General features: G+C 50.5%; 20 protein-coding genes. 13 read left to right on the forward strand and 7 right to left on the reverse strand.

Annotated elements, in window-relative coordinates:
• The first annotated feature begins 141 nt into the window (after positions 1–141).
• Entirely contained in the window at positions 142–855 is a 714-nt protein-coding gene (locus Q4491_RS04590) for a hypothetical protein (RefSeq protein WP_303455105.1), read from the forward strand.
• A 167-nt stretch (positions 856–1,022) separates the two neighbouring features.
• On the opposite strand, the gene gorA is transcribed toward Q4491_RS04590, so the two are convergent.
• Both gorA and Q4491_RS04600 read right to left on the reverse strand, forming a co-directional pair.
• Entirely contained in the window at positions 1,023–2,378 is a 1,356-nt protein-coding gene (gene gorA, locus Q4491_RS04595; RefSeq protein WP_192016070.1) for a glutathione-disulfide reductase, read from the reverse strand.
• A gap of 196 nt (positions 2,379–2,574) precedes the next feature.
• On the reverse strand, positions 2,575–3,414 hold the full coding sequence (locus Q4491_RS04600) for a 23S rRNA (adenine(2030)-N(6))-methyltransferase RlmJ (RefSeq protein ID WP_303455107.1): 840 nt from the start codon (positions 3,412–3,414) through the stop codon (positions 2,575–2,577).
• A gap of 191 nt (positions 3,415–3,605) precedes the next feature.
• On the opposite strand from Q4491_RS04600, the gene prlC reads away from it, so the two are divergent.
• The gene (prlC, locus tag Q4491_RS04605) at positions 3,606–5,648 is read left to right on the forward strand and encodes an oligopeptidase A (protein ID WP_303455108.1); all 2,043 of its coding nucleotides are present in this window, start codon (positions 3,606–3,608) and stop codon (positions 5,646–5,648) included.
• A gap of 80 nt (positions 5,649–5,728) precedes the next feature.
• Here the strand turns inward: prlC and gppA are convergent, their stop codons facing one another.
• Together gppA and rhlB are read right to left on the reverse strand one after the other, a co-directional pair.
• Positions 5,729–7,222 (reverse strand): guanosine-5'-triphosphate,3'-diphosphate diphosphatase, encoded by a 1,494-nt coding sequence (gene gppA / locus Q4491_RS04610; protein ID WP_303455110.1) that lies wholly within the window; start codon positions 7,220–7,222, stop codon positions 5,729–5,731.
• A 14-nt stretch (positions 7,223–7,236) separates the two neighbouring features.
• Positions 7,237–8,547 (reverse strand): ATP-dependent RNA helicase RhlB, encoded by a 1,311-nt coding sequence (gene rhlB, locus Q4491_RS04615; protein ID WP_027250484.1) that lies wholly within the window; start codon positions 8,545–8,547, stop codon positions 7,237–7,239.
• Between the two features lie 113 nt (positions 8,548–8,660).
• Between rhlB and trxA the strand changes: the two genes are divergently transcribed.
• The 6 genes from trxA to fre all read left to right on the forward strand — a co-directional run bounded on the left by trxA (position 8,661) and on the right by fre (position 14,337).
• Positions 8,661–8,987 (forward strand): thioredoxin TrxA, encoded by a 327-nt coding sequence (trxA, locus tag Q4491_RS04620; RefSeq protein ID WP_046220469.1) that lies wholly within the window; start codon positions 8,661–8,663, stop codon positions 8,985–8,987.
• A gap of 203 nt (positions 8,988–9,190) precedes the next feature.
• Complete coding sequence (rho, locus tag Q4491_RS04625) at positions 9,191–10,456, forward strand: transcription termination factor Rho (protein WP_046220468.1); 1,266 nt, start codon at positions 9,191–9,193, stop codon at positions 10,454–10,456.
• 225 nt (positions 10,457–10,681) lie between these two features.
• Positions 10,682–11,677 carry a hypothetical protein gene (locus Q4491_RS04630; protein ID WP_303455123.1) on the forward strand — a complete coding sequence of 332 codons (996 nt, stop codon included), beginning with the start codon at positions 10,682–10,684 and terminating at the stop codon, positions 11,675–11,677.
• A 171-nt stretch (positions 11,678–11,848) separates the two neighbouring features.
• Positions 11,849–13,321, forward strand: coding sequence for a 4-hydroxy-3-polyprenylbenzoate decarboxylase (ubiD, locus tag Q4491_RS04635; protein WP_192016065.1), 1,473 nt, complete (start codon positions 11,849–11,851; stop codon positions 13,319–13,321).
• 32 nt (positions 13,322–13,353) lie between these two features.
• On the forward strand, positions 13,354–13,617 hold the full coding sequence (locus Q4491_RS04640) for a 2Fe-2S iron-sulfur cluster-binding protein (protein ID WP_218384555.1): 264 nt from the start codon (positions 13,354–13,356) through the stop codon (positions 13,615–13,617).
• Between the two features lie 9 nt (positions 13,618–13,626).
• Positions 13,627–14,337, forward strand: coding sequence for an NAD(P)H-flavin reductase (gene fre / locus Q4491_RS04645; protein WP_303455132.1), 711 nt, complete (start codon positions 13,627–13,629; stop codon positions 14,335–14,337).
• A 74-nt stretch (positions 14,338–14,411) separates the two neighbouring features.
• On the opposite strand, the gene Q4491_RS04650 is transcribed toward fre, so the two are convergent.
• Together Q4491_RS04650 and Q4491_RS04655 are read right to left on the reverse strand one after the other, a co-directional pair.
• On the reverse strand, positions 14,412–15,284 hold the full coding sequence (locus Q4491_RS04650; protein ID WP_303455135.1) for a carboxylate/amino acid/amine transporter: 873 nt from the start codon (positions 15,282–15,284) through the stop codon (positions 14,412–14,414).
• 137 nt (positions 15,285–15,421) lie between these two features.
• The gene (locus Q4491_RS04655) at positions 15,422–15,844 is read right to left on the reverse strand and encodes a universal stress protein (protein WP_027250492.1); all 423 of its coding nucleotides are present in this window, start codon (positions 15,842–15,844) and stop codon (positions 15,422–15,424) included.
• A 241-nt stretch (positions 15,845–16,085) separates the two neighbouring features.
• Between Q4491_RS04655 and ftnA the strand changes: the two genes are divergently transcribed.
• The 3 genes from ftnA (at position 16,086) to Q4491_RS04670 (ending at position 18,387) form a co-directional block, all read left to right on the forward strand.
• On the forward strand, positions 16,086–16,613 hold the full coding sequence (gene ftnA / locus Q4491_RS04660) for a non-heme ferritin (RefSeq protein WP_027250494.1): 528 nt from the start codon (positions 16,086–16,088) through the stop codon (positions 16,611–16,613).
• 113 nt (positions 16,614–16,726) lie between these two features.
• Positions 16,727–17,065, forward strand: a complete 339-nt coding sequence (uspB, locus tag Q4491_RS04665; protein WP_046220460.1) for a universal stress protein UspB — start codon at positions 16,727–16,729, stop codon at positions 17,063–17,065.
• Positions 17,066–17,199: 134 nt separating this feature from the next.
• Positions 17,200–18,387, forward strand: coding sequence for an NAD(P)/FAD-dependent oxidoreductase (locus tag Q4491_RS04670; RefSeq protein ID WP_303455143.1), 1,188 nt, complete (start codon positions 17,200–17,202; stop codon positions 18,385–18,387).
• Positions 18,388–18,498: 111 nt separating this feature from the next.
• Here the strand turns inward: Q4491_RS04670 and Q4491_RS04675 are convergent, their stop codons facing one another.
• On the reverse strand, positions 18,499–18,834 hold the full coding sequence (locus Q4491_RS04675) for a hypothetical protein (protein ID WP_303455146.1): 336 nt from the start codon (positions 18,832–18,834) through the stop codon (positions 18,499–18,501).
• A 235-nt stretch (positions 18,835–19,069) separates the two neighbouring features.
• Here Q4491_RS04675 and Q4491_RS04680 point away from each other — a divergent pair, with 235 nt between their 5' ends.
• Both Q4491_RS04680 and Q4491_RS04685 read left to right on the forward strand, forming a co-directional pair.
• A complete protein-coding gene (locus Q4491_RS04680; protein WP_303455149.1) occupies positions 19,070–19,501 on the forward strand; it encodes a hypothetical protein in 432 nt (143 codons plus the stop codon).
• A gap of 25 nt (positions 19,502–19,526) precedes the next feature.
• Positions 19,527–26,756 (forward strand): RHS repeat-associated core domain-containing protein, encoded by a 7,230-nt coding sequence (locus Q4491_RS04685; protein WP_303455152.1) that lies wholly within the window; start codon positions 19,527–19,529, stop codon positions 26,754–26,756.
• Positions 26,757–26,758 lie beyond the last annotated feature (2 nt).

Raw genomic sequence — 26,758 nt, forward strand, 5'->3', positions numbered from 1 at the left:
AGAAATAATAATCTTGAATATTGGGTGAAGATCTATTGTCAAGTAGAACAATTCCCTGAGGTAGACAAGATTATTCGTCAGTATATTGATGTAACAAAAGAGAGGGAATGCTTTGGTGAAGCACTGTAAGGGTATAGCAATATGACAACCACAGTATCTTTACCCGAATACACGGAAGAGTATAAACAGCAGCAACACCAGCAAGTGCTGGAGGCTGAGGTGGTGCATGAATGGGAGTGTATATTACGCTCAACATTTAAACCTTATACACCCATAATTATGTCAGGTATTTTGAGTGTCATGTTTGGTGTTTTTTATTTTTTAAGTGGTGACTTTCATTTAATTTATTTTTGGGCGTCTCTCATGTTGGTCATGGTACCTGTCAGCTATTTTCTGTTTGATGCCGACTACGACTACAAAGGCCAAATTACCCCCAAAGGCATCATTGTTCAGAAAACAGAACGGGTGCCGGAAATCTTCTACAAGGCAACGCGGGGCATGGCCTATATCGGCATTGTAGTGTGCGTGATTGCCACCCTGATGGTCGGGCCGCTGGCCTTTGTCGGCGCAGGAGCTTTTGCCTTGCTGTCGTTCAAAATGACGGGGTTTCATAAAAAAGCTCAAACTGAGGTCATTCCATTTGTTCGAGACAAACAATACCGCTACATGGGGTACGAATCATTTTATCAATACACAGTGTGTGCCCATGGATATGGCGTGGAAGAATTTTTAAGAACTCCGATTTATGGTGTCTATGAAGTTGCATTTAGTTGTACTGATGAGCAATTGCCAGAGTTAGACAAAATAATACGCCAGTATATTGATGTGGCGAAAGAAACTGAAAGCTGCGGTTAATACCGGTAAGATTATAGCAACATGACCACAACAGTATCTTTACCCGAATACACGGAAGAGTATAAACAGCGCGACATGTTGTAACAGCGCTGAGGTGACGAGGACATAAAAAGACCAGCAATCCCGCTGGTCTTTTGTATGTTAATGCTGAACGTGATCCTGAGGGATTAACGCATGGTCACAAACTCTTCCGAGCCGGTTGGGTGGATGGCGACCACGCTGTCGAAATCGGCTTTGGTGGCGCCCATCTTCATGGCAACGCCGAAGCCCTGGATCATTTCGTCCACGGTATAGCCGATGCCGTGCAGGCCGACTACAGTTTCTTCCGGACCGGCGCAGACCAGTTTCATCTTACAAGGCTGGCGGTGGCTGGTGACGGCTGTGTACATGGCCGTAAAGCCGGACTGGTACACTTTCACATTCTCTTCGCCGTACTGGGCGATGGCTTCCTGCTCCGTCAGGCCAATAGTGCCGATTGGCGGATGGCTGAAGACCACGGTTGGCACCAGTTTGTAGTCCATCTTGGCGTCTGGCTTGTTGTTGAACAGGCGCTCAGACAACTGACGGCCGGCTTTGACGGCCACAGGGGTCAGCTCGATGCCGCCGTCCATGATGTCACCGACACAGTAAATGCCCGGTACGTTGGTCTGCTGATATTCATCGACCTTGATGTAGCCTTTGCCTGTGGTTTCCACACCGGTCGCGTTCAGGTTGATTTTGTGCGTCACAGGGTTGCGGCCGATGGCCCAGATCAGCAGGTCGGTATTGTGTGATTCGCCGTTTTCAAAATGCAGCGTGGTGGTGCCATCGGCTTCTTTCACCACTTCTTTGGGCACTGAGTGGGTGTGCAGGGTCGGGCCTTCGTTGTTCATGACTTCGACCAGGGTGTCGACAATCATGGGATCGAAGCTGCGCAGCGGCGATTCTTTACGTACGAACAGGTGGGTATCTGTACCCAGCGCGCTCAGCACACCAGCGATTTCGACTGCGATGTAACCGGCGCCGATAACAGCTGTACGCTTAGGCTGCTCGGTCAGCTCGAAGAAGCCGTTAGAGTCGATACCGTGTTCCGCACCCGGAATGTCCGGGATGGTTGGCTCACCGCCAACGGCAATCAGAATATGATCGGCAGTGAAATGCTGGCCGTTCACTTCCACGGTTTTGGCATCTACGAATTTGGCAAAGCCGTTGATCACTTCAATCTTGTTCTTGCCCAGCACGTTATCGTAGGCCTGATGGATGCGGCCGATATAGGCTTCGCGGCTTTCCACCAGGGTAGCCCAGTTGAAGTTTTTCACGTCCACGTCAAAGCCGTAATCTTTGGCATACAGATGCATGGCTTCTGCAATCTGAGCGCCGTGCCACATCACTTTTTTCGGTACACAACCGACGTTGACACAGGTGCCGCCCAGGGCTTTGGCTTCAATCAGCGCCACTTTTGCGCCGTACATTGCCGCGCGGTTAGCTGATGCAATCCCGCCGCTGCCGCCACCAATACAGATGTAATCAAAATGCGTTGCCATGACTGTTCTCTCTATGCTGTGAAATCTTAGCTGGACGACAGTGTATACCTAAGTCGCCTTCAGATGCTAGGTTCGGCGAAACTGACGTCTTTGCCGTGGAATCTGTGGTGATCTTGATGCCGGGAAGTAAGGGAAGGGCTAATCATTCCGGTGCAGCATGCCTGGCTTTGCACCGGATATCATTAAACGGCGGGGATTATTCCGGCACCACCCAGCGCAGTGTGGTGTGGCCGCGGGTGGGTGCAATCACAGACTGCAGCCAGGGCAGCAGGGCAGCCATCTGGCTTTCCAGCTTCCACGGCGGGTTGATGACAATCATGCCCGAGGCCGTCATGCCGCGCTCTTCGGTATCCGGCTCGACACCCAGTTCAATCTGCAGAATGTTGCGGATCCCCAGGTTCTCCAGCGCTTCCAGCATGGCGTCGATATTGCTGCGATACACCACAGGGTACCAGATCGCATAAGTGCCGGTCGCCCAGCGTCTGACGCTCTGACCTATGGCTTTCACCACGTCCATGTACTCGTGTTTCAGCTCGTAGGGCGGGTCGATCAGCACCAGACCACGCCGTTCTTTGGGCGGCAAGCTGGCTTTGAGACGGGCAAAACCGTCTTCTTTGTAGATACGTACCTGACGATCGCCGCGAAACTCCTGCAGCAGCAGCGGGAAATCGGTTGGGTGCAGCTCGGTCAGGATCATGCGGTCCTGGTCACGGATCTGGGCGCGGGCCACCTTGGGTGAACCCGGGTAGTAGCGCAGGGTGTCACCCTGGTTCAGCACCCGGATGGCATCCAGGTAAGAGGCCAGTGCTTCCGGCAGATCGTCGCGCTGCCACAGGCGTGCAATGCCTTGCAGGTATTCGCCGGTTTTTTCACTGCGCTCATCCTGTAGATCATAACGCCCCACACCCGAATGGGTGTCGTGATACACAAAAGGTTTGTCCTTTTGCTTGAGCGCATCAAGGATCAGGCTTTGGACTATGTGTTTGATCACGTCAGCATGGTTGCCGGCGTGAAAACTGTGGCGATAACTCAGCATGGGTTACTCTGTGGTGGTCGACGAAGGGCGTTATTATGGCGTAATCCGGCCGATTATGCAGCGGGATTGTGGTCTGTCATCCTCGTGGCCACTAAAATAGAGTGAACTGCGAGCCTAAATTGCGCGAAGGGATTGAAAATCCCCTTATGCAGACGCATTTCCTCAGGAACCTACTTAAAAAGGATACGCTGATGTCGAACCCATTACTGACCATGACAGATCTGCCCCCGTTTTCGCAAATCAAACCCGAACACATCTTTCCTGCGGTTGAGCAGGCCATTAAAGACTGCCGGGCCAAGGTAGAAGACGTCCTGGCCAGCGGCGAGACACCCAGCTGGGACAGCATTTGTGCGCCGCTGGCGGAAACCGATGATCGTCTGAATCGCATCTGGTCACCGGTGGGCCATCTCAACGGGGTGAAAAACAGCCCGGAACTGCGCGAGGCCTATGAAAGCTGTCTGCCAATGCTGTCGGACTACAGCACCTGGCTGGGTCAGCACAAGGGTCTGTATGAAGCCTACAAAAGTATCCGCCACAGCGATGCGTTTGCGACCCTGTCTCAGGCGCAGAAAAAATCCATTACCGATGCACTGAAAGACTTCGAGTTGTCGGGCATCGGCCTGCCCGCGAGTGAACAGCACCGTTATGGTGAAATCAGCAAGCGTTTGTCTGAGCTGTCGTCATCTTTCAGCAACAATGTGCTCGATGCCACTATGGGCTGGAGCAAGCTGATTGCCGATGCCGGCGAGTTGTCGGGCCTGCCGGAGTCGGCATTGCAAGCGGCCGCGGCGGCGGCGGAAGACAAAGGTGAGCAGGGTTATCTGTTTACGTTGGAAATTCCCTCCTACCTGCCTGTCATGAGCTACTGTGATAATCGCGAATTGCGCCGCGAAATGTATGAAGCCTTCGTGACCCGTGCCTCGGATCGCGGCCCGAACGCGGGGAAATGGGATAACAGTGAAATCATTGCTGAAAAACTCAAACTCAGCCATGAACTGGCCCGTTTGCTGGGCTTTAATACCTACAGCGAGAAGTCGCTGGCGACCAAGATGGCGGAATCCACCGATCAGGTGCTGGGTTTCCTCAATGATCTGGCCGCCCGCGCTAAGCCGCAGGGCGAACAGGAAGTGGCAGAGCTGCGTGAGTTTGCCCGCAGCGAGTTCGGTGCCGATGCACTGGAGCCCTGGGATATTCCTTACTATGCCGAGAAACTGAAACAGCACAGATACAGCATTTCCGATGAGCAGCTGCGGCCGTATTTCCCGGAGCAGAAAGTGGTGTCCGGCTTGTTTGAGGTGCTCAAGCGTGTCTTTGGCATGACAGTGACTGAGCGTGAAGATGTGGATGTCTGGGATCCTAGTGTCCGTTTCTACGATATTTTTGATGCCAGCGGCGAACTGCGCGGCAGTTTCTACCTGGATCTGTATGCCCGCGAGCACAAGCGCGGTGGTGCCTGGATGGACGAATGTATCGTGCGCCGCGTGCGTCAGGACGGCAGTCTGCAGCACCCGGTGGCCTACCTGACCTGTAACTTCAACAAACCGGTTGGCGGTAAGCCAGCGCTGTTTACCCACGATGAAGTGGTGACCCTGTTCCACGAAACCGGCCACGGTATTCACCATATGCTGACCAAGGTTGATGAGTCTTCGGTCTCTGGCATCAATGGTGTGCCCTGGGATGCGGTCGAACTGCCGAGTCAGTTCCTGGAAAACTGGTGCTGGGAAGAAGAGGCGCTGGCCTTTATCTCCGGCCATTATGAAACCGGTGAACCTTTGCCGGCCGAGTTGCTGGAGAAAATGCTGGCGGCGAAGAATTTCCATTCAGCACTGGGTATGCTGCGCCAGCTGGAATTCGGTCTGTTCGATTTCTCACTCTACACCAATTACGATCCGGAAACGGGCGCGCAGGTGCTCGATACACTGGCTGCTATCAAGCGTCAGGTGTCTGTGTTGCCAAGCCCGGAATGGGGCCGATTCCCGCACAGTTTCGGCCATATCTTTGCTGGTGGTTACAGCGCGGGCTACTACAGTTACCTGTGGGCTGAAGTGCTGTCATCCGATGCCTATTCCCGCTTCGAGGAAGAAGGTATTTTTAACCCGCAAACCGGGGCGGATTTCCTGGCCTGTATTCTTGAGCGCGGTGGCAGTGAGGAGCCGATGGATTTGTTCAAACGCTTCCGCGGCCGCGAGCCTAAGATCGATGCCCTGCTGCGTCACAGCGGTATCACAGGTTAAATATACTCGATCAGACAAGGCTCCCGTCGGGAGCCTTTTTTTGAGCATTGTCTTGAGCCACAGTGTTATGTGGCAGGTGTTCAGCTTTCTTCGCTGATCTGCAGTGGCCAGCCGAGATCGCTTTGGCGGTGGGCTTCCTGTTGTAACTCAGCATCAGTCAGCGGATTGGCTGTCAGCCAGGCTTTTGGCAGTATCAGGGTGAGCTGATTGTCATCGACCATCAGGTGCGCAGGGGGCTGGTGCTGGCTGTCACGCCGGTGGCAGAGAATGACCGCCAGGCGCAGCAGGCGCAAGATACGCACAGCGTTGATTGCGGGGATGGCATGCTGTTCCGGCAGGCTGGTCAGGTTGTCCCTGTGCCTGCGCAGCAGCTCGCCCAGCAGGTGTTTCTGCGCGCGGGTAAAACCGGGCAAGTCCAGATGCTGGACCAGATAGGCGGCATGATCGCCGTTTTGCTTGAAGCCGATACCTGTGCCTATTTCGTGCAAGATGGCGCTGGACTGGAGCAAAGAGCGGGCTTGCTCATCGGTCTGCCAGGCGGGCTGACAGTCCTCCAGTAAAGCCTGCGCGGTGTCGGCCACGGTTTGGGCATGTTCGGTATCAACCTGAAAACGGTATTGCAGGCTGTTCAGGGTTCTGGCTCGCACATCGTCGTGACGCATCTGGCTCATCATGTCATACACCATGCCTTCGCGCAGGGCGCCGCCGGCCAGTGTCATGGTTTGGATGTCCAGCGATTCAAACAAGGCGATCAGAATCGACAGGCCACTCGGAAACACCAGGGCCCGTTCTAATGTCAGCCCTTCAATATCAAGATCTTCCAGGCGTTCGTATTGCATGGCCTGACGCTGCAGACGCTTGAGTTTAGACAGGGTGATCAGCTCGTCCATGCCCTGGGCAACCATGATTTCCTGCAGCGCCTGTACGGTGCCGCTGGCGCCGACACAGTGGTCCCAACCCAGTTTGCGGTAGGGCTCCACGATAGGCGCAATGGCTTGTTTTGCCGCCAGGATTGCCGCGCTGAAATTGTCGGCTGACAAGTGCCTGTCTTTGAAATAGCGTTCCAGCCAGGTGACACAACCCATTTTCAGGCTGGTCAGTGCCTTGGCATCAAAACCTTCACCGATAATGACTTCAGTACTGGCCCCACCGATATCGACGACCAGGCGTTTTCCCTGACCGCCAGAGGTGTGTGCAACGCCCTGGTAGATAATGCGTGCTTCCTCTTCACCAGGAATAATGTCGATGGGGTGACCCAGTATACTGATGGCTCTGGAAAGAAAGTCTTCGGCATTCACGGCGGTTCGCAGTGCCGCGGTACCAACAATGCGGACCCGTTCAGCCGGAATATCCTGCAATCGTTCTGCAAACATTGCCAGGCATTCCCAGCCGCGCTGCATGGCTTCCTGGCTCAGTTCATTCTGGCCGTTAAGGCCGGCTGCCAGCCGTACTTTGCGCTTGATTTTAGCCAGCGTATGCACACTGCCTGCGACTTCACGCACGATCCACATGTGAAAACTGTTAGAGCCAAGGTCAATGGCTGCATACAGCGGGGATACGACACAACTTTCCATAGCGTCTTCTTCAGTTACTGTGTTTTCTGTGGTGAGCGACGGCGGTTATTACTGCGCTGGCGTCCCTGTCCTTGTCCCTGACGGGAACCACTGTTGCGACGACCACCGCTCTGGCGAGGTGCCCGCTGGAATTTTACCGGTGGCGGCAGATCATCCAGCAGCGCTTCGGCATCGTATTTTGATTGCGGAATCGTGTGCTCGATGTAGGTTTCAATCGCCGTCAGATTAATGGCGTATTCTTCACAGGCAAAGCTGATGGAATGACCGCTTTCGCCGGCACGACCGGTACGGCCAATACGGTGAACATAGTCTTCGGCATCGTCAGGCAGATCGTAGTTAAAGACGTGAGTCACCTGAGGAATGTGCAGACCGCGCGCTGCAACGTCGGTTGCCACCAGGATATCAACTTCACCTTGGGTGAACTGCTCCAGAATGCGTACGCGTTTTTTCTGCGGCACGTCGCCGGTCAGCAGGCCAACACGGTGGTTATCGGCTTCCAGGTGCGCCCAGATGTCTTCACAACGGTGTTTGGTGTTGGCAAAAATGATGGCGCGATCCGGCCAGTCTTCTTCGATCAGGGTCTGCAGCAAACGCATTTTGTCCTGATTGGACGGGTAGAACAGCTCTTCCTGGATACGGTGACCGGTTTTTTGCTCAGGCTCAACCACCACACTTTCCGGGTTGTTCATGTGCTCGAACGCCAGCTCTTTGACCCGGTATGACAGGGTGGCAGAGAACAGCATGTTCAGGCGTCCTTTCGGGCTTGGCATACGTCGGAACAGGAAACGGATATCTTTGATAAAGCCCAGATCGAACATACGGTCGGCTTCATCCAGTACCACAACCTGAATGCTGTGCAGATCTATCACACGCTGCTTGTAGAAATCGATGATACGGCCACAGGTGCCGATCAGAATATCTACACCGTTTTCCAGGTGCTGTTTCTGTTTTTCGTACGCTTCGCCACCATAAGCCAGACCGGCTTTCAGGCCAGTGCTTGCCAGCAACGGTGCGGCATCATTGTAAATCTGAATGGCCAGTTCCCGTGTAGGTGCCATAATAATTGCACGGGGCTGATTGGTTTTTCGCTCCTCGGATGCTGGGTTCAGCATCAAATGGTTAAAGGTCGCTGTCAGGAAAGCCAGGGTCTTACCAGTCCCTGTTTGTGCCTGACCAGCAATGTCACGGCCGGAGAGCAATACCGGCAATGCCAGGGCCTGGATAGGGGTACAGTTATGAAACCCCTTGTCTTCCAGTCCTTGTAAAACCAGGGGGTTTAGTCCCAGGTCGGCAAATTTCTGCTCTGTGATATGAGTCGTCTTCATTCGTATAGAATATCAGCTTAGGGTTGCAATACGAAACGTATTCAATTCAAATAGGGCATCGATTTGCTGGTTAAAATAGAATCAGCGTTGAAAATCAACCATTGGAGTGGAAGATGAGCGACAAGATTGTGCAGCTGACAGACGCAAGTTTTGATAACGATGTGATTAACGCTGCAGGCCCAGTTTTAGTCGATTTTTGGGCTGAGTGGTGCGGACCGTGTAAAATGATCGCGCCAATTCTTGACGAAATCGCAGACGAGTACCAAGACAAGCTGACTATCGGAAAGCTGAACATAGATCACAATGCCGCGACACCACCAAAATTTGGTATCCGTGGTATTCCGACTCTGTTGCTGTTCAAAGACGGCAATGTGGCTGCGACCAAAGTCGGCGCACTGTCTAAGTCTCAACTGAAAGAGTTTCTGGACGCCAACCTGTAATTGGCCTACAGTAACGCGAAACCGCGTACAATGATCCTTTTGTACGCGGTGTCTTTTTCAGGCCACTAGACGGATGCTGGCTTTAGTGCTAAGTTATTGCACGTAAATTATACGACAGTTCATTTCTTGACCAGCCCCATTGGTCGAAGCTTTTCTCAATTAACCATAGAACCCCTAATTTGACTGACAAGAAACCCACCACTATGAATCTTACAGAACTGAAGAACCAGCCTATCTCAAAGTTGGTTGCGCTCGGCGAAAGCTTAGGACTCGAAAACCTAGCGCGTTTGAGAAAACAGGACATCATCTTTGCCATTCTCAAACAGCACGCGAAAAGTGGTGAGGACATTTTTGGCGACGGGGTTTTGGAAATTCTGCAGGACGGCTTTGGCTTCCTTCGTAGCGCAGACAGTTCATACCTGGCAGGCCCGGATGATATTTATGTCTCACCAAGCCAGATTCGCCGCTTCAACCTGCGTACCGGTGATACCATTTCAGGTAAAATCCGGCCACCAAAAGACGGTGAACGCTACTTTGCCCTGCTGAAAGTCAACGAAGTAAACCACGACAAACCAGACAACGCCCGCAACAAGATCCTGTTTGAAAACCTTACCCCGCTGCACGCCAATGATCGCATGCGTATGGAACGTGGTAACGGCTCAACCGAAGACATTACTGCTCGTGTACTGGATCTGGCCTCACCTATCGGTAAGGGTCAGCGTGGTCTGATTGTTGCACCGCCAAAAGCGGGTAAGACTATGCTGCTGCAGAACATTGCACAGAGCATTGCTTACAATCACCCAGAGTGTGAGCTGATGGTGCTGCTGATTGACGAGCGTCCTGAAGAAGTGACCGAGATGCAGCGTCTGGTAAAAGGCGAAGTGATCGCTTCTACCTTTGACGAGCCGGCTTCCCGCCACGTTCAGGTTGCCGAAATGGTGATCGAAAAGGCCAAGCGACTGGTTGAGCATAAAAAAGATGTGGTTATCCTGCTGGATTCTATTACCCGTCTGGCCCGTGCGTACAACACAGTGGTGCCATCTTCCGGTAAAGTACTGACCGGTGGTGTCGACGCCAACGCCCTGCACCGTCCGAAGCGTTTCTTCGGTGCGGCCCGTAATGTGGAAGAAGGCGGTAGCCTGACCATCATCGCGACGGCACTGGTTGATACCGGTTCTAAGATGGACGAAGTGATCTACGAAGAATTTAAAGGTACAGGTAACATGGAACTGCACCTGTCGCGTAAGATTGCCGAGAAGCGCGTATTCCCTGCAATTGACTTCAACCGTTCCGGTACCCGTCGTGAAGAGCTGCTGGCCAAGCCAGATGAGCTGCAGAAGATGTGGATCCTGCGTAAGATCGTTCATCCAATGAATGAGACCGACAGCATGGAATTCCTGATCGACAAGCTGGGCATGACCAAGACCAACGACGAGTTCTTCGAAGCGATGCGTCGTCAGAAGTCCTGATTCCATTGGCTTGATGTCACAGATTGTATAAACGCCACCTTGTGTGGCGTTTTTTTATTGCTGATAATATCGGCATGTTGTTTGAAACAGCATTCAATTGACGACTGAGGTTATCCTCTTTCAGACTTTGCCGGTCTGCCAGGAAGGTGGGCTGAAATGGACCTGATGCTCAGCGGCTCGGGAACCAACAATGAATCAAGTCAGCAATGACATGGAGTATGCAACATGCAACATGGAAGAGGCATGTGGGTCTGGTTGTGGTTACTGCTGGTCGCGCTACCCCTGAGGGCTGATGAAATCAGTCAGCAGGAATACCAGCAGGTCACGCAGGACATCACACCGGCATTAAAATCGCTCAAAACCCTGTACCGGGAAAGTGATATTGCCCAGCTCAATTATCAGCTGGCTGATTTCTCTGTGCTGGAGCAGGAAGCCCTGCGTTCGGCACTGGTGGACTACGCCCATACCTTGAAAAAGCTGGATGATGAAAAGATCGCCTGGCTTGAAACACAAGCGGCCCGACAATCACGTTTCACCCTGACAGAACAGGGCGATGGCTACCGGGTTACCCGGGCAGCATTTACCTACGGCACCCGGGCACACCAGCTGTTGCAGCGCTGGCAGCGTGAGCAGCTGGCGGAATCCTTTGTCCGTCAGGTTGATGCCGGTGATTTAGTGCTGGCAGACTGGCTGGCCGGTGATCTCAATACCCAGCGCACCCGGCGCGATATTGCCCTGGCGCAGCTTTCTGCGCTGTCCGGCACAGGCGTGAGGTATCTTGCCGATCAGTTTCTGTCCGACAGACAACTGCTTTGGCTGTCTGATAACGGCTTACTGGCCAAGCTGGCCGCGATAACCGGGGATGAAGGTTTGTACCAGCAATTGTGGCGTCGTCGCACCGATCAGTACAGCCGGGGCGAGCTGAACCGGCTGGCAGATGATCTGCCGGGCAAACTGGCTGTGAACCAACTGATGGCCGCAACTCGTAATCCCTCCCTGAAAGCTCAGGCATACCAGGCACTGGCTACCCTCAAACCACTGCCGGACGAGGTGGAAATCTTTCTGTTAGCCAAGCTGTCCGAGCCGGAAGACGGTGAGCTGGTGGCCAGTAAACTGGTCAATCAGGGTCATTCTAGCTGGCTCACCACACTCGCCGCAGGCACTAAGAGTTACACGTTAAAGCGTAATCTGGAAACCGCGTTATCGGCATCCATGCCCTGATGCCCGGTACAGTGCGCTGCAGGGGCGGGAAGATTTCTTTTCAGTACCTTGTTTTACCACCAATAAATGCCTGCATCACAAGCATCTTGTCAGGGATTCAGTATATAATGTGTCCTATTTTTATCCCGGCTGTCCGTAAGCCGGGTCGAGCAAAACAGATAGGGTGCAGGAATGAAACTCAATGATTTGCGCGACTTTATCGCCTACCTGGAAGAGCGTGGGCAACTTAAGCGCATCAAGCAGCCGATCGATCCCCGGTATGAAATGACTGAAATCTGCGACCGCACCCTGCGGGCAGGCGGACCGGCATTACTGTTTGAAAATCCGGTGGGTTACGATATCCCTGTGCTGGCGAACCTGTTTGGCACTACCGAGCGGGTTGCTATGGGCATGGGACGTGAGGATGTGCTGGAGCTACGGGAAGTCGGCAAACTGCTGGCGTATCTCAAAGAGCCGGAACCGCCGAAAGGCTTCCGTGATGCCATCGACAAGCTGCCGGTCTTCAAGCAAGTCCTTAATATGCCTGCTAAGCGCCTGAGTAAAGCGCCGTGCCAGCAGATCGTCTGGCAGGGCGATGAGGTCGATCTCGATAAGATTCCGGTCATGAGTTGCTGGCCGGGCGATGTGGCGCCGCTGCTGACCTGGGGGCTGACGATTACCCGCGGCCCGGAAAAGAAACGCCAGAACCTGGGCATTTACCGCCAGCAGAAGCTGAGCAAGAACAAAGTGATCATGCGCTGGCTGGCTCACCGAGGCGGTGCGCTGGACATGCGCGAGTTCATGCAGGCCCATCCCGGCGAGAAATTTCCGGTTTCTGTCGCTTTTGGGGCCGATCCGGCAACGATTCTCGGGGCGGTAACGCCTGTGCCTGATACCTTGTCTGAGTATGCCTTTGCCGGTCTGCTGCGCGGCAGCAAGACCGAGGTGGTCAAAAGCATCAGCAATGATCTGGATGTTCCGGCCAGCGCAGAAATCGTGCTGGAAGGCTATATTGATCCCAATGAATACGCAGACGAAGGCCCGTACGGTGACCATACCGGGTATTACAACGAAGTGGAAAGCCACCACGTTTTTACCGTCACACACGTGACTATGCGCAAAGATCCGATTTACCACAGCACCTATACCGGCCGCCCGCCGGATGAACCGGCTGTGCTGGGCGTGGCGCTCAATGAAGTGTTTGTGCCGATTCTGCAAAAGCAGTTTCCGGAAATTGTCGATTTTTACCTGCCGCCGGAAGGGTGTTCCTACCGTATGGCCGTAGTGACAATGAAGAAACAGTATCCGGGCCATGCCAAGCGGGTGATGATGGGCGTGTGGTCTTTCCTTCGCCAGTTCATGTACACCAAGTTCGTGATAGTCTGTGACGATGATGTCAATGCCCGTGACTGGAATGACGTGATCTGGGCGATTACCACCCGGATGGATCCGGCGCGGGATACTGTGATGATAGAAAACACCCCGATCGATTCGCTGGATTTTGCCTCGCCTGTGGTTGGCCTGGGGTCAAAGATGGGTCTGGATGCCACCAATAAATGGCAGGGTGAAACACAGCGCGAGTGGGGGACACCTATCATTAAAGACCCGGAAGTGGTTGCTAAGGTGGACGCCATTTGGGATGAACTGGGTATTCTGGCGCAATAACGCCGGATAACGCAGCAAGAAGGTTTACCGCAATGTATCAGGTTCGTGTGTTGCCGCAGGACGTCATGTTCAGCGTCGGGGAAGAGGAAACCCTGTTGAGCGCAGCACGCCGGGCAGGACTGGCTTTCCCCCACCGCTGTCAGGTCGGGGTGTGTGCCACTTGTTTATGCCGCAAGCTGGCGGGTGAGGTCACTTACCGGCTGGCACCGGTGCTGACGGAGAAAGAGCAGGCTGAGGGATGGATATTTCCCTGCCTGGCTATGGCCCGCAGCGATCTGGTACTGACTTTGGAATAGAGGAACAGAATGTCGATTCAGTGTGAAGTGAAGTCAGTCGAGTCACTGGCGTGTAATACGTACCGTATCCTGTTGCAACCTAAGCAACAGGTTGATTTTAAAGCCGGGCAGTATTTGCTGGCGGTGATGGGTGAAAAAGACAAGCGTGCATTTTCCATTGCCAGCAGCCCTTGCCGCAGTGGCGAGCTGGAACTGCACATAGGTGCGGCTGACCACAATCCCTATGCCATGGAAGTGGTGGAAGCCATGCGTCAGGCGATGGAAGACGGCAGGGCATTTGATGTCGAAGCCCCGTTGGGTGATGCCTGGTTGCGTGAAGACAGTAATCAGCCTTTGCTGCTGATTGCCGGCGGCACGGGCTTTTCCTACGTGCGCAGCCTGCTGGATAATTGCCTGAGCCGCGGCATGAAGCAGCCGATTTTTGTCTACTGGGGCGGCCGTGATGAATGCCAGTTGTATGCCCATGACGAGCTCGTTGCACTGGCTGCCAAGCACGCTAATCTGACTTATGTCCCTGTGGTAGAAAGTGCGCCACCAGCCTGGCAGGGCAAAGTGGGTAACGTGCTCGAAGCGGTGAATGACGATTTTGTCAGCCTGTCTTCTTATGACATTTATATCTGTGGCCGTTTTGAGATGGCGGGTGCTGCCCGTGAACAGTTTACGGCTGAGAAAGGGGCCGATCGCGAGCGGATGTATGCCGACGCTTACGCCTTTATCTGATTGTTGCTGGTAAAAAGAAAAGCCCCTGGTATCGGTGGATGTCAGGGGCTTTTTTATACAGGCGGGAAAAATTATCAGGCGTGGGCGGCCGCGACGCGGCGCTTGACCCAGGTTTCATTAACCCACAGCGACAGCAGGATAATAGCGCCGCCCACGATCAGACGCGGGTAGTCGACATCCCGGTTCCAGATCACGAGGTTAACGATAAGACCCGCCGGTACCAGGGCGTTGTTCATGATAGCCAGCGCCCCGGCGTTTACCAGGGTTGCTCCCTTATTCCAGATGAAATAGCCCAGACCGGAAGCGACAATACCCAGATACACCAGAATGCCCCATTGGGTGTCGGTGGTCGGCAGTTTTTCTGTGTTGCCGAACAGTAAAAACATCGGCAGGGCCACGCAGACGGCACCGAGATAGAACAGGCCAAATACCGTGTGCTGAGGCAGATCGGCCTGCTCTTTTTCCATGATGACTTTGTAACCCACCTGGCCGATGGCAAAGCACAGGTTAGCCCCCTGCACAATCAGGAAACCGAGCACAAAGTCTTCATTGATGCCTTCGAATTTGATGACGGCGGCGCCTAATACCGCAATGACGGCGGTGATCAGATACCAGGCCGAAAAACGGCGCTGCAGCAAATCATAAATGAGGGTGACATAAATGGGGGTAAAAATGGTGAACAGCAGCACTTCCGGCACCGACAGGTAAAGGAAAGACTGGTAGTAAAAGCAGTACATGATGCCGAGCTGAAAAGCACCCACCACCATGAGTTTCAGTGCCAGCTTGACCGTCAGGTGCTGACGACGCAGAAACGGCAAGAATACCAGGGTGGCCAGTGCCACCCGGGTCAGTACCGAGAACCAGGCATCGACCTGCCCGGCCAGATAAACCCCAATCAGGCTGAAGGAAAACGCCCAGAGCAGCGTAATCGCAGTTAAGTATCCCATTTGACATGTCCTTTGAATTTTGGCCGCCTAGTGTAACCGAAATTCAGTGATAGCCAATGAGAGGCTGGTCTGTCCTGATCAGGCACTGGCTGGCGTTCACAGTGGCCAGCCAGGATAGTTATCTGTACGGGGTGTGATCAGTGCAGCGGCACCATCAGTAAATCCACCGGGGTATGATTAATTAACTGTTTGGTCGAAGACAGAATTTTGCTCCAGAAATCCTGGTGGTGGCCGCAGATCATCAAATCAACATCAGACTGTTTGATGGTATTGCAGATTTCATCGCTCAGATCGCCGCTGCCGACAAAAGTATGAGTTACAGGATAGTTTGCTTTTTTAGCCAGATCCTGCAATTGCTCCTGGGCGTTATCCGCCATGCGGTACTGGGCTTCGGCCATGTTGATATCAATCAGGCCGGTATACAGCTCGGCATAGTTGGTATCTATGTGGATCAGAGACAGCTTGGCCCCCAGTTTCTCTGCCAGCGCAGCCCCTTTACTGACCAGAATGTGACTGTCTTCAGATAAATCAACCGCAACCAGAATATGTTGATAGGTCATAACCCGCTCTCCTGTAAGGTTTTTTATATGCTAGCATGGCGTATGGGTAAAAAATGCCGTGCTGATCGCATTGCTTACGCTAACGGAAAATTCTGTGACACGTTAGGTAAGCAGTTGGATCGTTTTGGGATTTTTATTGCTTACCGGCAGGTTAAGCATGATACCTTGTCGTATGAGTTGCAAACTCAGTTATGCATAGTGACAATGTGTTTATTACACTTGATTAGGAAGGAGTAGTTCGATGCTTGCTCAAGCAATGGTTGAGAAACTGAATGAACAAATCAATTTGGAGTTCTTTTCATCCAACCTGTACCTGCAGATGAGTGCATGGTGCGAAGATAAGGGCTTTGAAGGAGCGGCAGAGTTCCTGCGCATTCATGCAGCAGAAGAGATGCAGCACATGCAACGTCTGTTTACCTATGTCAGCGAGACGGGTGCATTGCCGATTCTGGGTACGATTGAAGCACCGCAGCATGAGTTCAGTTCACTGGGTGAAGTGTTCCGCGCCACTTACGAACATGAGCGACTGATCACTGAGCGTATTAACAAGCTGGCACATGTGGCGTTTACCACTCAGGACTACTCAACGTTTAACTTCTTACAGTGGTATGTTTCAGAGCAACACGAAGAAGAGAAATTGTTTAAAGGTATTCTGGACAAGATCGAACTGGTGGGTGAAGACGGCAAAGCCTTGTTCTTCATTGACAAAGATCTTGCCGCCATGGCGAAGCAGGAATCCAGCTCTGTCATGGGTCAGCAGGCCGGCTAACAGGCTCTGGGAAATGCACGGCGGCGCCCCTTTCCGAAAGTGCGTCGCTGCTGTTTGCACCCCCCAACCCTTCCCGGCCAGCAAAGAACCATGGTCGTTGTTCGGAGGGTGTTATGTTTAGTGGTGATGCAATTCTGATGGCCCTGTTTCTGGTGGCTGTAGTCAATATCTCTCGGTATGTCAGCACGCTGAAAACCTTACTGGTGGTGATGCGTGACTGTGACCCGCTGCTTTACCAGCAGGTAGACGGCCGGGGCTTTTTCTCCTCCCAGGGGAATGTGAACAAGCAAATCCGGCTTTTCCATTACATCCGCAGCCAGCAGTACCATAAGCACCACGACGAGCTTTTCATGGCCAAGTGCGACAAGGTACGCAAGCTGTTTGTCCTTGCCAGTACCAGCCTGATGGTGTTCCTGGTCTCTATCTTTGTCGTCGCTTATCTGGGAATTTGATCGATTATTGCTGACAGATTTGGTAATCCGCCCGCAGACGGGTAAAATACGCGCACTTGAAAAGGATGCCAGGTAATGCATGTCATTACCGCATCCTTTTTATTTTGTCGCTGAGTCGGATTGCGGATAAGAGAATGGCAGAAAAGTTTGATGTAGTGATTATCGGTGCTGGTGCCGCCGGGCTGATGTGTGCCGCCGAGGCCGGTAAACGCGGCCGCTCTGTGTTGGTGGTTGAACACGGTAAAAAGCCGGGCCGGAAAATTCTGATCTCCGGCGGCGGCCGCTGTAACTTTACCAACTATGATGTGACGGCCAGCAACTATGTCTGCCGCAACCCGCACTTTGCTAAATCGGCGCTGGCGCAGTACACCCAGTGGGACTTCATCGCCATGATCGCCAAGCACGAAATTGCCTACGAAGAGCGGGATCACGGCCAGCTGTTCTGCCTCGATTCGGCCAAAGACATCGTCGAGATGCTGCTTAAAGAATGCGACTTGCCGACGGTACAACAGCGTTATCGCAGTGATGTCCTGGATATCAGTAAAACCGACAGCGGCTTTCACCTGAAAATCAACGCAGACACAGTATCCTGTGAATCTTTGGTGATTGCCACCGGCGGTCTGTCGATGCTCAAGCTCGGCGCCACCCCGTTTGGCTATCAGGTTGCCGAGCAGTTCGGCCTGAAAATGATCCCGACCACGGCCGGCCTAGTGCCTTTTACTCTGCATGTCGAAGACAAAGACGCTTTTGCCGATCTGTCCGGTATCGCGGTTCCCGCTGTGGTCACGGCCGCCGACGGCACCAGTTTCAAAGAAAATATTCTGTTCACCCACCGCGGTCTGTCCGGCCCGGCAATTTTGCAGATCTCCTCGTACTGGAAGCCGGGGCAGGCGGTTTCTATCGACTTGCTGCCGACCCTCAGCCTCGACGACACTCTGCAGGCGATGCGTGACAAGCACCCGAACCAGAGCCTGAAAAATTCGCTGTCCCGTTTGCTGCCCAAACGCCTGGTGGAAGCCATGATTGAGCGTGGTGATCTCGAAGACAAGCCGCTCAAACAGCTCAACCCGAAAGAGGTTCAGGCACTGCACGACTATTTTCACCAGTGGCAGATCGCTCCCAACGGCACCGAAGGCTACCGCACCGCCGAAGTCACCCTGGGCGGCGTCGATACCGACGGCCTGTCGTCGAAAACCCTGGAAGCCAAAACCGTGCCCGGGTTGTATTTCATCGGCGAAGTGATGGACGTCAGCGGCTGGCTCGGCGGCTACAACTTCCAGTGGGCTTGGAGCTCCGGCTTTGTCGCCGGCCAGCATGTGTAAGCTGCGCTGTATTGAATGCCTTGAATGAACAAAGCCCCGCATCGCGGGGCTTTTATCTATAAGGACATTTTCAGGGTTATATAAATAACCAGGGCATTTCGATAACCAGTATTACTTAAATACAATAAAGCGATTAATACTGGGCTCACATACCGCACCACTTAAGCTTTCACCGTCAATATTAATTTTGACACGTTTATCCGCCATGAAAGCTGCAATCATTGAACTGCTCATCACTTCATAATTATCGATTGAACGAGGAATGATAAATCGATGACCATTATCGCAATTACTTAATTCCTTATTGGAATAGTCTTGAGTGGCGAAGATCAATCCACTTGCTGTTGGATAAATCCAGTTGATCCGTGTTGTATCAGACCAGGGATCAGCTTTTAGGGGGAGAGATGAGATTAACAGAACCCCACCTGTTAATAAGTGCTTAAACATACATTTCCTATGATTAATAAATTCAATATACACAAAGTAATTTTGTGCTTTAGGGCACACTTTTAGACTGAATGCGAGTAAATTATTGTTTACTGTTTGAATCGGTTTACTATATTGCCAGTCTAAAAAGTAATACATGGATTGCCAACTATCTGTTCTTCCTTATCGAGAGATCAAGGTGAACAGCTTTTATTGGTAATGTGTTTTGTGAATATGTCATTTCGAAGGGAATTGAGTGGTCACTCAAAACAAAGCGTTTTCGGTCAATGCCATTTTGGTAATAGTCATTATTGTTTTACTCATTATCGTACTCACGGGTGGCTATTTTCTGTTGTTGGCGAAGCCAGAAACCAGTAAGACTGAGCAAGCTCAGGACATAACAGTTAACGTGAAATCGAAAAATGATCTTTATGAATCTCCTTTGAGCGAAGATGCGAGCTATCCATCACCCGTACAGCAGTTGCAGCAAACTGTGGCTTACGGTCTGGTGAATCAGGATGCGCCGGATTTACCTTTATTAAAAGGCGAGTTAGCCCAATTTTCACAAGATAATATTAAAGATGGCGAAGTGGTTGTAGATATAGGTCAAGCGAGTGAGATCCATGATCTGAAGCAACGGCTGGAAGCCTTAAATACAGTGCTATCAACTAAAAATTCTAACGAATAAAAATATCAGTTTGCAGGTAAATATAATGAAACACGGACGTTCTCGCCACCTTATGGTCAAATTTTTGACTGCTCGTGCATGTTTATTTATGGGATTGTCACTGGGCTTAGCGCCAGCGGAGGCTTTGGCGCTAACCTCAGGTGACGGGAAAAGCATTGTGCTCAGCGGGGAATATCAAACCGCTGGCGGTGAAGCCACGTATTCATTACCCATCGCTGTAGCGCCAGGGCGCGCCGGGCATCAACCGCAACTCAGCTTTGAATACCGCAGTAATAGTGGCAATGGTCCGCTTGGTGTGGGTTGGCACTTGAAGGGGCTGTCTTCTGTTTATCGTTGTGGTAAGAATCTTGCGATTGATGGTGCCTGGGGAGGCGTTAATCTAGATGCCAGTGATCAATATTGTATTGATGGTGAACGCTTGGTCGCGGTTAACGGTAAGCCTGGTGGCGATCAAACAGAATATCGCACTCACATTAACGATTACCGCAAGATTGTATCGATTGGTAAGCAAGGCAGTGGTCCTCAGTACTTTAAAGTCTGGACGAAATCCGGGCAGGTGTTTGATTACGGTGTGTCCGCAGACTCAAGAGTGGAATTACCCGGTAAGTCAGATGTCTATAAGTGGTCGCTGAACAAGCTGACAGATAAAACCAGAAGGAATGCGATTACATATACCTACTCGGAAGATAATGCGGCTGGCACCCATAGACTGAGCACTGTGAGTTACGTCGGTGGCTCGATAGCGATCAACTATGACTCTCGTACTGACAAAACATTTTCTTATCTGAAAGGCAGCAAGCTCAACCAGTCCTACAGAATCAAGTCCGTTACTACTAAAAATAGTTTGGGGAGTGAATATTCCACTTATAACCTTTCTTATCAACAGTCAGCGGGTACGCAACGTTCATTACTGACTAAGATAGAGCAATGCGTGAGTGGTACCTGTAGTACACCGGTTTCGTTTTCATGGCAGTCTAAAGCGAAACCAAGCTTTCAATCTGAAAAGGCAATCTTTTCTGATAACGTTGCAGGACATAAATTTTATGATGTAGAAAGGGATGGTCATCTAGAAATTGTTGCACTTTCAACCAATAAAAGAAGTGTATATACCAATAACGATGCTAAAGCTAAACTACCCGGGAGTCTGATTACTTACCCTACTCGAGCAGATGCATTATGTCATGATCTAATAGTTGCAGATTGGGCAGGAAATAATAAACCTGAGTATAGGGCATTTTGTGCTTGGCCAAATAAATCAAAAGGTTCAGCTAGCGAACTTGGTACGCTGTACTCTTATCCAATTGGTAGTGGGAAAAGTCAACTATATTTTGATGGTGATATTGGCTCTAGTAATTGGTCTTGGGCTAGTAAGTATAAGTTCCCATCAGATCTAAATGGGGATGGTAAATATAAATTAGAAAGCAAATGCTCTGAATGTAACGTTTATGATTTCGATGGAGATAGCCGGAATGTTGAATATATTAAGGCGCCAAGCTCTACAACTAAAATTGAGTATTACAGAAATAATTCTTTAGTACAATCAATAACTAATACGAAGTTGCTTACTATAGGTGACATTAACGGTGATGGCTATCTTGATCTTGTTACTGGCTTAGAAGATTGGGTAAGTCAAAAAAATGAACCAGGAAATGTTGTTTATAGAATAAAAGTTTATACATTCACAGGGAGTTCATTTGTCCTTACGAGCAGTATTAATATATCTCAACAAGGAAAGGTCATTGAAAAAACAGAGGAATGGGGAGGTCGTGGAAGAATAAGAAGATATAATGAATATAAATTCACCCCCAAGAAAGTTGCTCTAGCCGACCTCAATAATGATGGTTACCTGGAAATTATTTACCATACTACTGCTTATGGTAATCAGGGCGGATATTTTTCCAGCAACAGACAGGATAGTTCTTATCTTTATGCAATTGCCGACAATAATTCAATTACTGATGTAAACTCAGATGGCTGGCCTGACAACATCGCAAACAAAACAATCAAAAGAAGTATTCCTTTTGCTCAGGATAAAATCAAATCAATCGCAGAATATGGGGTTGATTACGCTATTACATATAAACCAGCATCAGACACTTCTGTCCTTAAGCAAAAGATAGCTCACCAGTACCCGATTCAAAACTCGACACCTCGTCGCTATCTGGTGTCAGATGTTTCCAAGACACCACGCGGCTATGCCAAAACCACCTATAACTATGTGTATGAAGGTGCGAAGTCTCATCGGGAAGGTTACGGATTCTTAGGTTTTGCTAAAGTCACTGAAACAGAAAATGGTGACGTTAAAACAGTACGTGTAACTGAATTTGAAAATACTGACCCCATAAAATCCGGAAAAATAAAAAGCATCACCGTCTTTAAAGACGGCAAGAAGGTGTCTTATTCTAAGAATGATTATAAAAGTATAGAAGAAAGTAATGTTTATCAGGTTTATGCCAATCGATCAGAATCAGTGCAGTATGACTTGCATAACACGTCTTTAATTACTAAAAGAGAAGTTATCGCACGGACGCTTGATGCTTTTGGTAATGTGACCGAAGAGAAAACAACCCTGTTGGGTACTGATGAACATGCCGGTAATTTTACTCAGACGATCAAAAATGAATATTTATCGGCAGGCTCAATACAAAGTCATTTAATTTATGATGTGAATACCTTTACTGGAGTAACCTCAGCGACCTTGTCTTCGTTTAAAGCTGGCATGCAAAAATACTGTGGTTCAGACGGTAAGGCTTACTTTAAACCCAGTGATTTTGTCATTCTGATTCATGGTGATGTCTCAACCCCGATTGTACTGGAAAAATACAACAATTATTACCGTTACGATGGCAGTAGCTCTTCGACGAACGCATTTGGCGTGACAACCTATACCGGTAACCTGTCCGCTATTTCCGCTTCTGATTTTAATAAAGTCTCGCCCAAAGCCTGTGGTGGCACATTTGTATTTAAAAATGTCAACAGTGACAGCGATGCAGAACTTTCCTCCAGTTCCCGAACCGTTGCGCAATTGATTACTGAAGTCGGTGACAGGTACTGGCAAGTCGGTGCGCTGAAATCGACAGAAAGCACAATCACTGATGTTCAAACGGGTCTGACACGTACAGTTAAGAACGAATTTGAGTACACATCCAATGGATTGATCCGTTCATCAACGACCACAGCATCAGATTACGAAGCGGGGTCGACAATTGGTCTGGCCAGCAAATTCCTAACCAAAAATTTCAGTTACGATTCTTGGGGGAATCTGACGGAAGAAACTGTATCTGGCACAAACGTGGCAGAACGCGAAACTGTCACGGTTTACGATAGTGCGGGCTTATTTGTCGATCGCATGATCAATGCACTGGGTCATGAAACGGATGTGTCTTTTAACCGCGATGGTGTGCTGGCATCCAGTACGAATCCGCAAGGGCGCAAACAAAGCTACAGCTATGACGCATTTAACCGACTGAAGCTGGAAACACTGCCCGGTGCAGGTAATACAGTGTCTTACACTTACACCCTGAATGGAGCCTGCCCTCACACGACATCTAAAACGGTGTCATGTTCTGTGACCAAAGCCGCTGCCGGTGGTGAGGTAGTCACTCAGTACGATTTTGCCGGCCGGGAAATTCGCCGTTTGCATAAAGCCTTCAATGGTCAGTTTGTGGTGGTGGATACGGTATGGGACCGCAATGGCCGCAAAGTGAAGATCACCCGGCCTCAGTTTGTCTCAAAAAATGCTTCTGCACCTTACGTGACCATTGCTTACGATGCGCTGAATCGTGAAATTAAGAAGTCGGAACCTGCCAGCAATGGCGGGCGTGCGGAATTCACCACTGTTTATCACGGCTTAACAACCACAGTCACGGATGCACGCGGCTTTCAACACAGCACAGTCCAAAACCTGCTGGGTCACATACTGCAGAAAAACGAACCGGAAGGTGCCTCGCAGAGTTATACCTATTATCCGGACGGTTTGCTACGTTCCTCAACCGACTCGGCCGGCAACAGCACCATTGTTCGTTATGACAACTTAGGCCATCGTCGTTCTCTTGATGATCCGGACTTAGGAAAGTGGACATACATTTATAACGCTCTGGGTGAGCTGGTTGAAAAGCAAGACGCCAATGGTGTTACGACGACGGTGACTTACGATAACCTCGGCCGTAAAACCAAGCAGGTTGAAGGTGGCAATACCTCTTACTGGGTGTATGACACACGACTGACGGGTGAGTTGTCCTACTTTGAAGGCTATGGTAACCGGACCGACTATTACTACAACGCTGCCGGACTGACTGAAGAAGTTGCTGTCCAGATCGGAGGGGAGAAACTCAGTACTAAATATTTATACGATAACTATGAGCGGGTCAGCCGTGAGGTTCGTCCGAATGGCGCCGACAGCTCTGCTTTGGGCATCGTGAATCAACTCAGCGATAAAGAAAATACCCTGGACCGCCTGGCCGTTGAGTACATTTATAATCCACATGGCTATATGTCGGCGGTCCGCAGTCCGAAAACGTACGCGGATAAAGCCTTCACCGACATCAGTTTCCGTGAAGAAATTAAAACATTGCTGGATGAGGCTATAGCTCAGGCCATGCAGTATGTGGTTACGGCTGAGAAGTATGCCACCCGTGAAGCCTTCTTTAAAAATAAGGCAGCAGAATATCAGCAGAAAACCGTGAATATCCGGAATCTGGATGCTTCTTCGGCAGGTCTGTTAGGTAGCAGTTATCGCTTCAAGCAATGGTGCGACAGTCAGGGGCAGTGTTATCTGCGTCCGGCGACCTGGGTCCTGCTGCATGATGATATTAGTGTTCCCTTAGATATCACATTAGGTGAAGCGGTGTACCAGCTAGAGACATCCTTGGCTGGCACCAGCGGTGGCAAGCGTAATTACAATGCCACGATTCATAAGTTCACGAAAGCGGAGTTTGACAAACTCTCACTAAAGGCTTCTGACGACCTGATTCTGGCGGACTATGACGGCAACGGTCACAAAGATCTGATGAGCAATCGGGATATTTACGCGGCACACGCCGATGGTGAAACCCGTGAAGAATTGCTTTTTACCGCAGAAGATCTGGCTGAAGCTGCGCGTATTTCGGGGCAGCGTTATAAATTTTACACCGATCTGGCGAGTGACTTAGTTGCGTTGTCAGAGCGCGTCGCTGATCTAACGGGTCTCTACTGCGACTACGCCAATCAGCTGGGTGGTCAGCAAATACAGCACGCGACAGGCAGTCGATGTGCGAAGACGCAGCAGGTGGGTCAGGCAGATCACCTCAACGCCATTATGACGGAATCAAAGCTAGCAGCAGATTCTGCCGATAATGCAGCTTATGTGTATTACTGGCAACGCCGCGATACTGATGCGTTTGATCATACGCTGGCAGAAACCCTGGGTAACGGGCTGGTGAACACCTACAGTCACAATGCAGCAACCGGCCGGCCGGATTACATCGTAACGCATGATAGTAATGCGCTGTTTAATAATGCTGTACCAAGAATAACAGACAAAGGACGCGCTGAACGATTCTTACATTACAAATACGATAATCACAACAATGTGGTGTACCGTAACGACAGTGAACTGGGTATCACCGACAGGTATGACTATGACGGTCTGGACCGGGTGACGACCAATCGTATCGTGCTGGACACGCCTGATCTGCACGGGCCGGATAACCCTGATTTTGCCGCCCCGTTCCATTTCAGTTACGACAAGCTGGGTAATATCACCGCAAAAACAGGCGTGGGCAGCTACAGCTACAGTCAACACAATGCCGGACCTCACGCAGTGACACAGGCAAATGGTCTGACGTACTACTACGACAGTGCAGGTAACATGGTGCGCGCTTCGGCTGGCAGCACCAGTACGCCAGAACGCGTGATTGTGTGGAGTGCCTTCAACAAACCGGTGAAGATTTCGCGGGACAACCACACTGTCGAATTTGTCTACGACGCCAACCATAACCGGTATCTGAAAAAATCCAGTGATGGTAAGCAAACGGTCTATATAGGCAATCAGTATGAGCGCATAACCGACACCAAAACCGGACAAGTACAGCATCAGCATTATATCTATGCTGATGGCAAACTGATTGCGCTGAACACCCAGACTAAAAATGCAGAAAACCAATTAGAAACAAAAGAGATTCGGTATCTGCATTACGATGCGCTGAATTCCGTCGATATGATCACCGACGGTTACGGTTTACTTGTTGAACGCCGTAGTTTTGATGTTTGGGGTCGCATGCGAGCAGTGCAATGGCGTGATACTAAGCGGCAGTCGCTTTTGCAGGATGCTAAGACAAATCGCGGCTACACCGGACACGAGCATATCGAAGAAGTGGGTCTGATCCACATGAACGGCCGTGTGTATGACCAGGAACTCGGCCGCTTCCTGAGTGCAGATCCGCTGATCCAGTCACCTTATGTGACGGGCAGCTTCAACCGCTATACTTATACGCTAAATAATCCACTCAAATTTATTGATCCGACAGGGTTCAGATATGTTGAAGGATCGGGTGGTAGTGATGGTTTAGGTCGTTCAGTTCATATCGACTCGTCTGGTAAAGAGATACACTTCGATAGAAATGGACGTAATACAGGCAGTGAACCTAAACGGTATAAAGAGGATGATTTACCTAGTAAAACTGAAAGTCTTGCAGAAGCATTTAAAGTTTTTAAAGCAGATCCAACCCCTTTTGGTCGTGCAGTCAATTGGTTACGGAATGAGACGGTTCAATTTTTAGATCCTTCTTTTGTAATTAATGTTATTTCTGATGCTTGGAGTTATGCTGAAGAAGAAGGGGTATTTGAGGCGATTAAGTTTGCTACTATTGGTATTGTCAGTAATAAGGTTAAATGGAATAAGCTATCAACCTTAGCAGAGAAAGTTACAAGGAGTGTAGAAGAGTTTGATACTGTACCTTACCGACCGACAAACTCTCCCTTGGTAAACCACCATGGTGTTAACGATGTTTGGGCTAAAAATAATATTCCTGGATATAAAAGTAGAGCCGCTGATAATCCGACCATGGCTCTGAGTGTGGATGGGCATAAGGCCGCACATAAAGCTGGAAATGATTATCTAAGGGAGACTATGGGATCTGTACAAGGTCAAGCTAAAAATCTTTCACCTAGACAAATGCATGAGATGGCCGAGAGGCAGTTCGACGCAGCGAAAGTACCGATGGAGGCTAGACAGAATTTTTACAATGACTTTAATCAATATATCTACGGACAATAATT

Origin of the sequence: Photobacterium sp. 2_MG-2023, from assembly GCF_030547675.1 — a bacterium.
Classification (GTDB): Bacteria; Pseudomonadota; Gammaproteobacteria; order Enterobacterales; family Vibrionaceae; genus Photobacterium; species Photobacterium arenosum.

Excerpts from the sequence above, each read along its gene's own strand:
- Q4491_RS04590 (WP_303455105.1), top strand. The coding sequence starts at position 142 with ATGACAACCACAGTATCTTTACCCGAATACACGGAAGAGTATAAACAG.
- gorA (WP_192016070.1), bottom strand. The coding sequence starts at position 2,378 with ATGGCAACGCATTTTGATTACATCTGTATTGGTGGCGGCAGCGGCGGG.
- Q4491_RS04600 (WP_303455107.1), bottom strand. The coding sequence starts at position 3,414 with ATGCTGAGTTATCGCCACAGTTTTCACGCCGGCAACCATGCTGACGTG.
- prlC (WP_303455108.1), top strand. The coding sequence starts at position 3,606 with ATGTCGAACCCATTACTGACCATGACAGATCTGCCCCCGTTTTCGCAA.
- gppA (WP_303455110.1), bottom strand. The coding sequence starts at position 7,222 with ATGGAAAGTTGTGTCGTATCCCCGCTGTATGCAGCCATTGACCTTGGC.
- rhlB (WP_027250484.1), bottom strand. The coding sequence starts at position 8,547 with ATGAAGACGACTCATATCACAGAGCAGAAATTTGCCGACCTGGGACTA.
- trxA (WP_046220469.1), top strand. The coding sequence starts at position 8,661 with ATGAGCGACAAGATTGTGCAGCTGACAGACGCAAGTTTTGATAACGAT.
- rho (WP_046220468.1), top strand. The coding sequence starts at position 9,191 with ATGAATCTTACAGAACTGAAGAACCAGCCTATCTCAAAGTTGGTTGCG.
- Q4491_RS04630 (WP_303455123.1), top strand. The coding sequence starts at position 10,682 with ATGCAACATGGAAGAGGCATGTGGGTCTGGTTGTGGTTACTGCTGGTC.
- ubiD (WP_192016065.1), top strand. The coding sequence starts at position 11,849 with ATGAAACTCAATGATTTGCGCGACTTTATCGCCTACCTGGAAGAGCGT.
- Q4491_RS04640 (WP_218384555.1), top strand. The coding sequence starts at position 13,354 with ATGTATCAGGTTCGTGTGTTGCCGCAGGACGTCATGTTCAGCGTCGGG.
- fre (WP_303455132.1), top strand. The coding sequence starts at position 13,627 with ATGTCGATTCAGTGTGAAGTGAAGTCAGTCGAGTCACTGGCGTGTAAT.
- Q4491_RS04650 (WP_303455135.1), bottom strand. The coding sequence starts at position 15,284 with ATGGGATACTTAACTGCGATTACGCTGCTCTGGGCGTTTTCCTTCAGC.
- Q4491_RS04655 (WP_027250492.1), bottom strand. The coding sequence starts at position 15,844 with ATGACCTATCAACATATTCTGGTTGCGGTTGATTTATCTGAAGACAGT.
- ftnA (WP_027250494.1), top strand. The coding sequence starts at position 16,086 with ATGCTTGCTCAAGCAATGGTTGAGAAACTGAATGAACAAATCAATTTG.
- uspB (WP_046220460.1), top strand. The coding sequence starts at position 16,727 with ATGTTTAGTGGTGATGCAATTCTGATGGCCCTGTTTCTGGTGGCTGTA.
- Q4491_RS04670 (WP_303455143.1), top strand. The coding sequence starts at position 17,200 with ATGGCAGAAAAGTTTGATGTAGTGATTATCGGTGCTGGTGCCGCCGGG.
- Q4491_RS04675 (WP_303455146.1), bottom strand. The coding sequence starts at position 18,834 with ATGTTTAAGCACTTATTAACAGGTGGGGTTCTGTTAATCTCATCTCTC.
- Q4491_RS04685 (WP_303455152.1), top strand. The coding sequence starts at position 19,527 with ATGAAACACGGACGTTCTCGCCACCTTATGGTCAAATTTTTGACTGCT.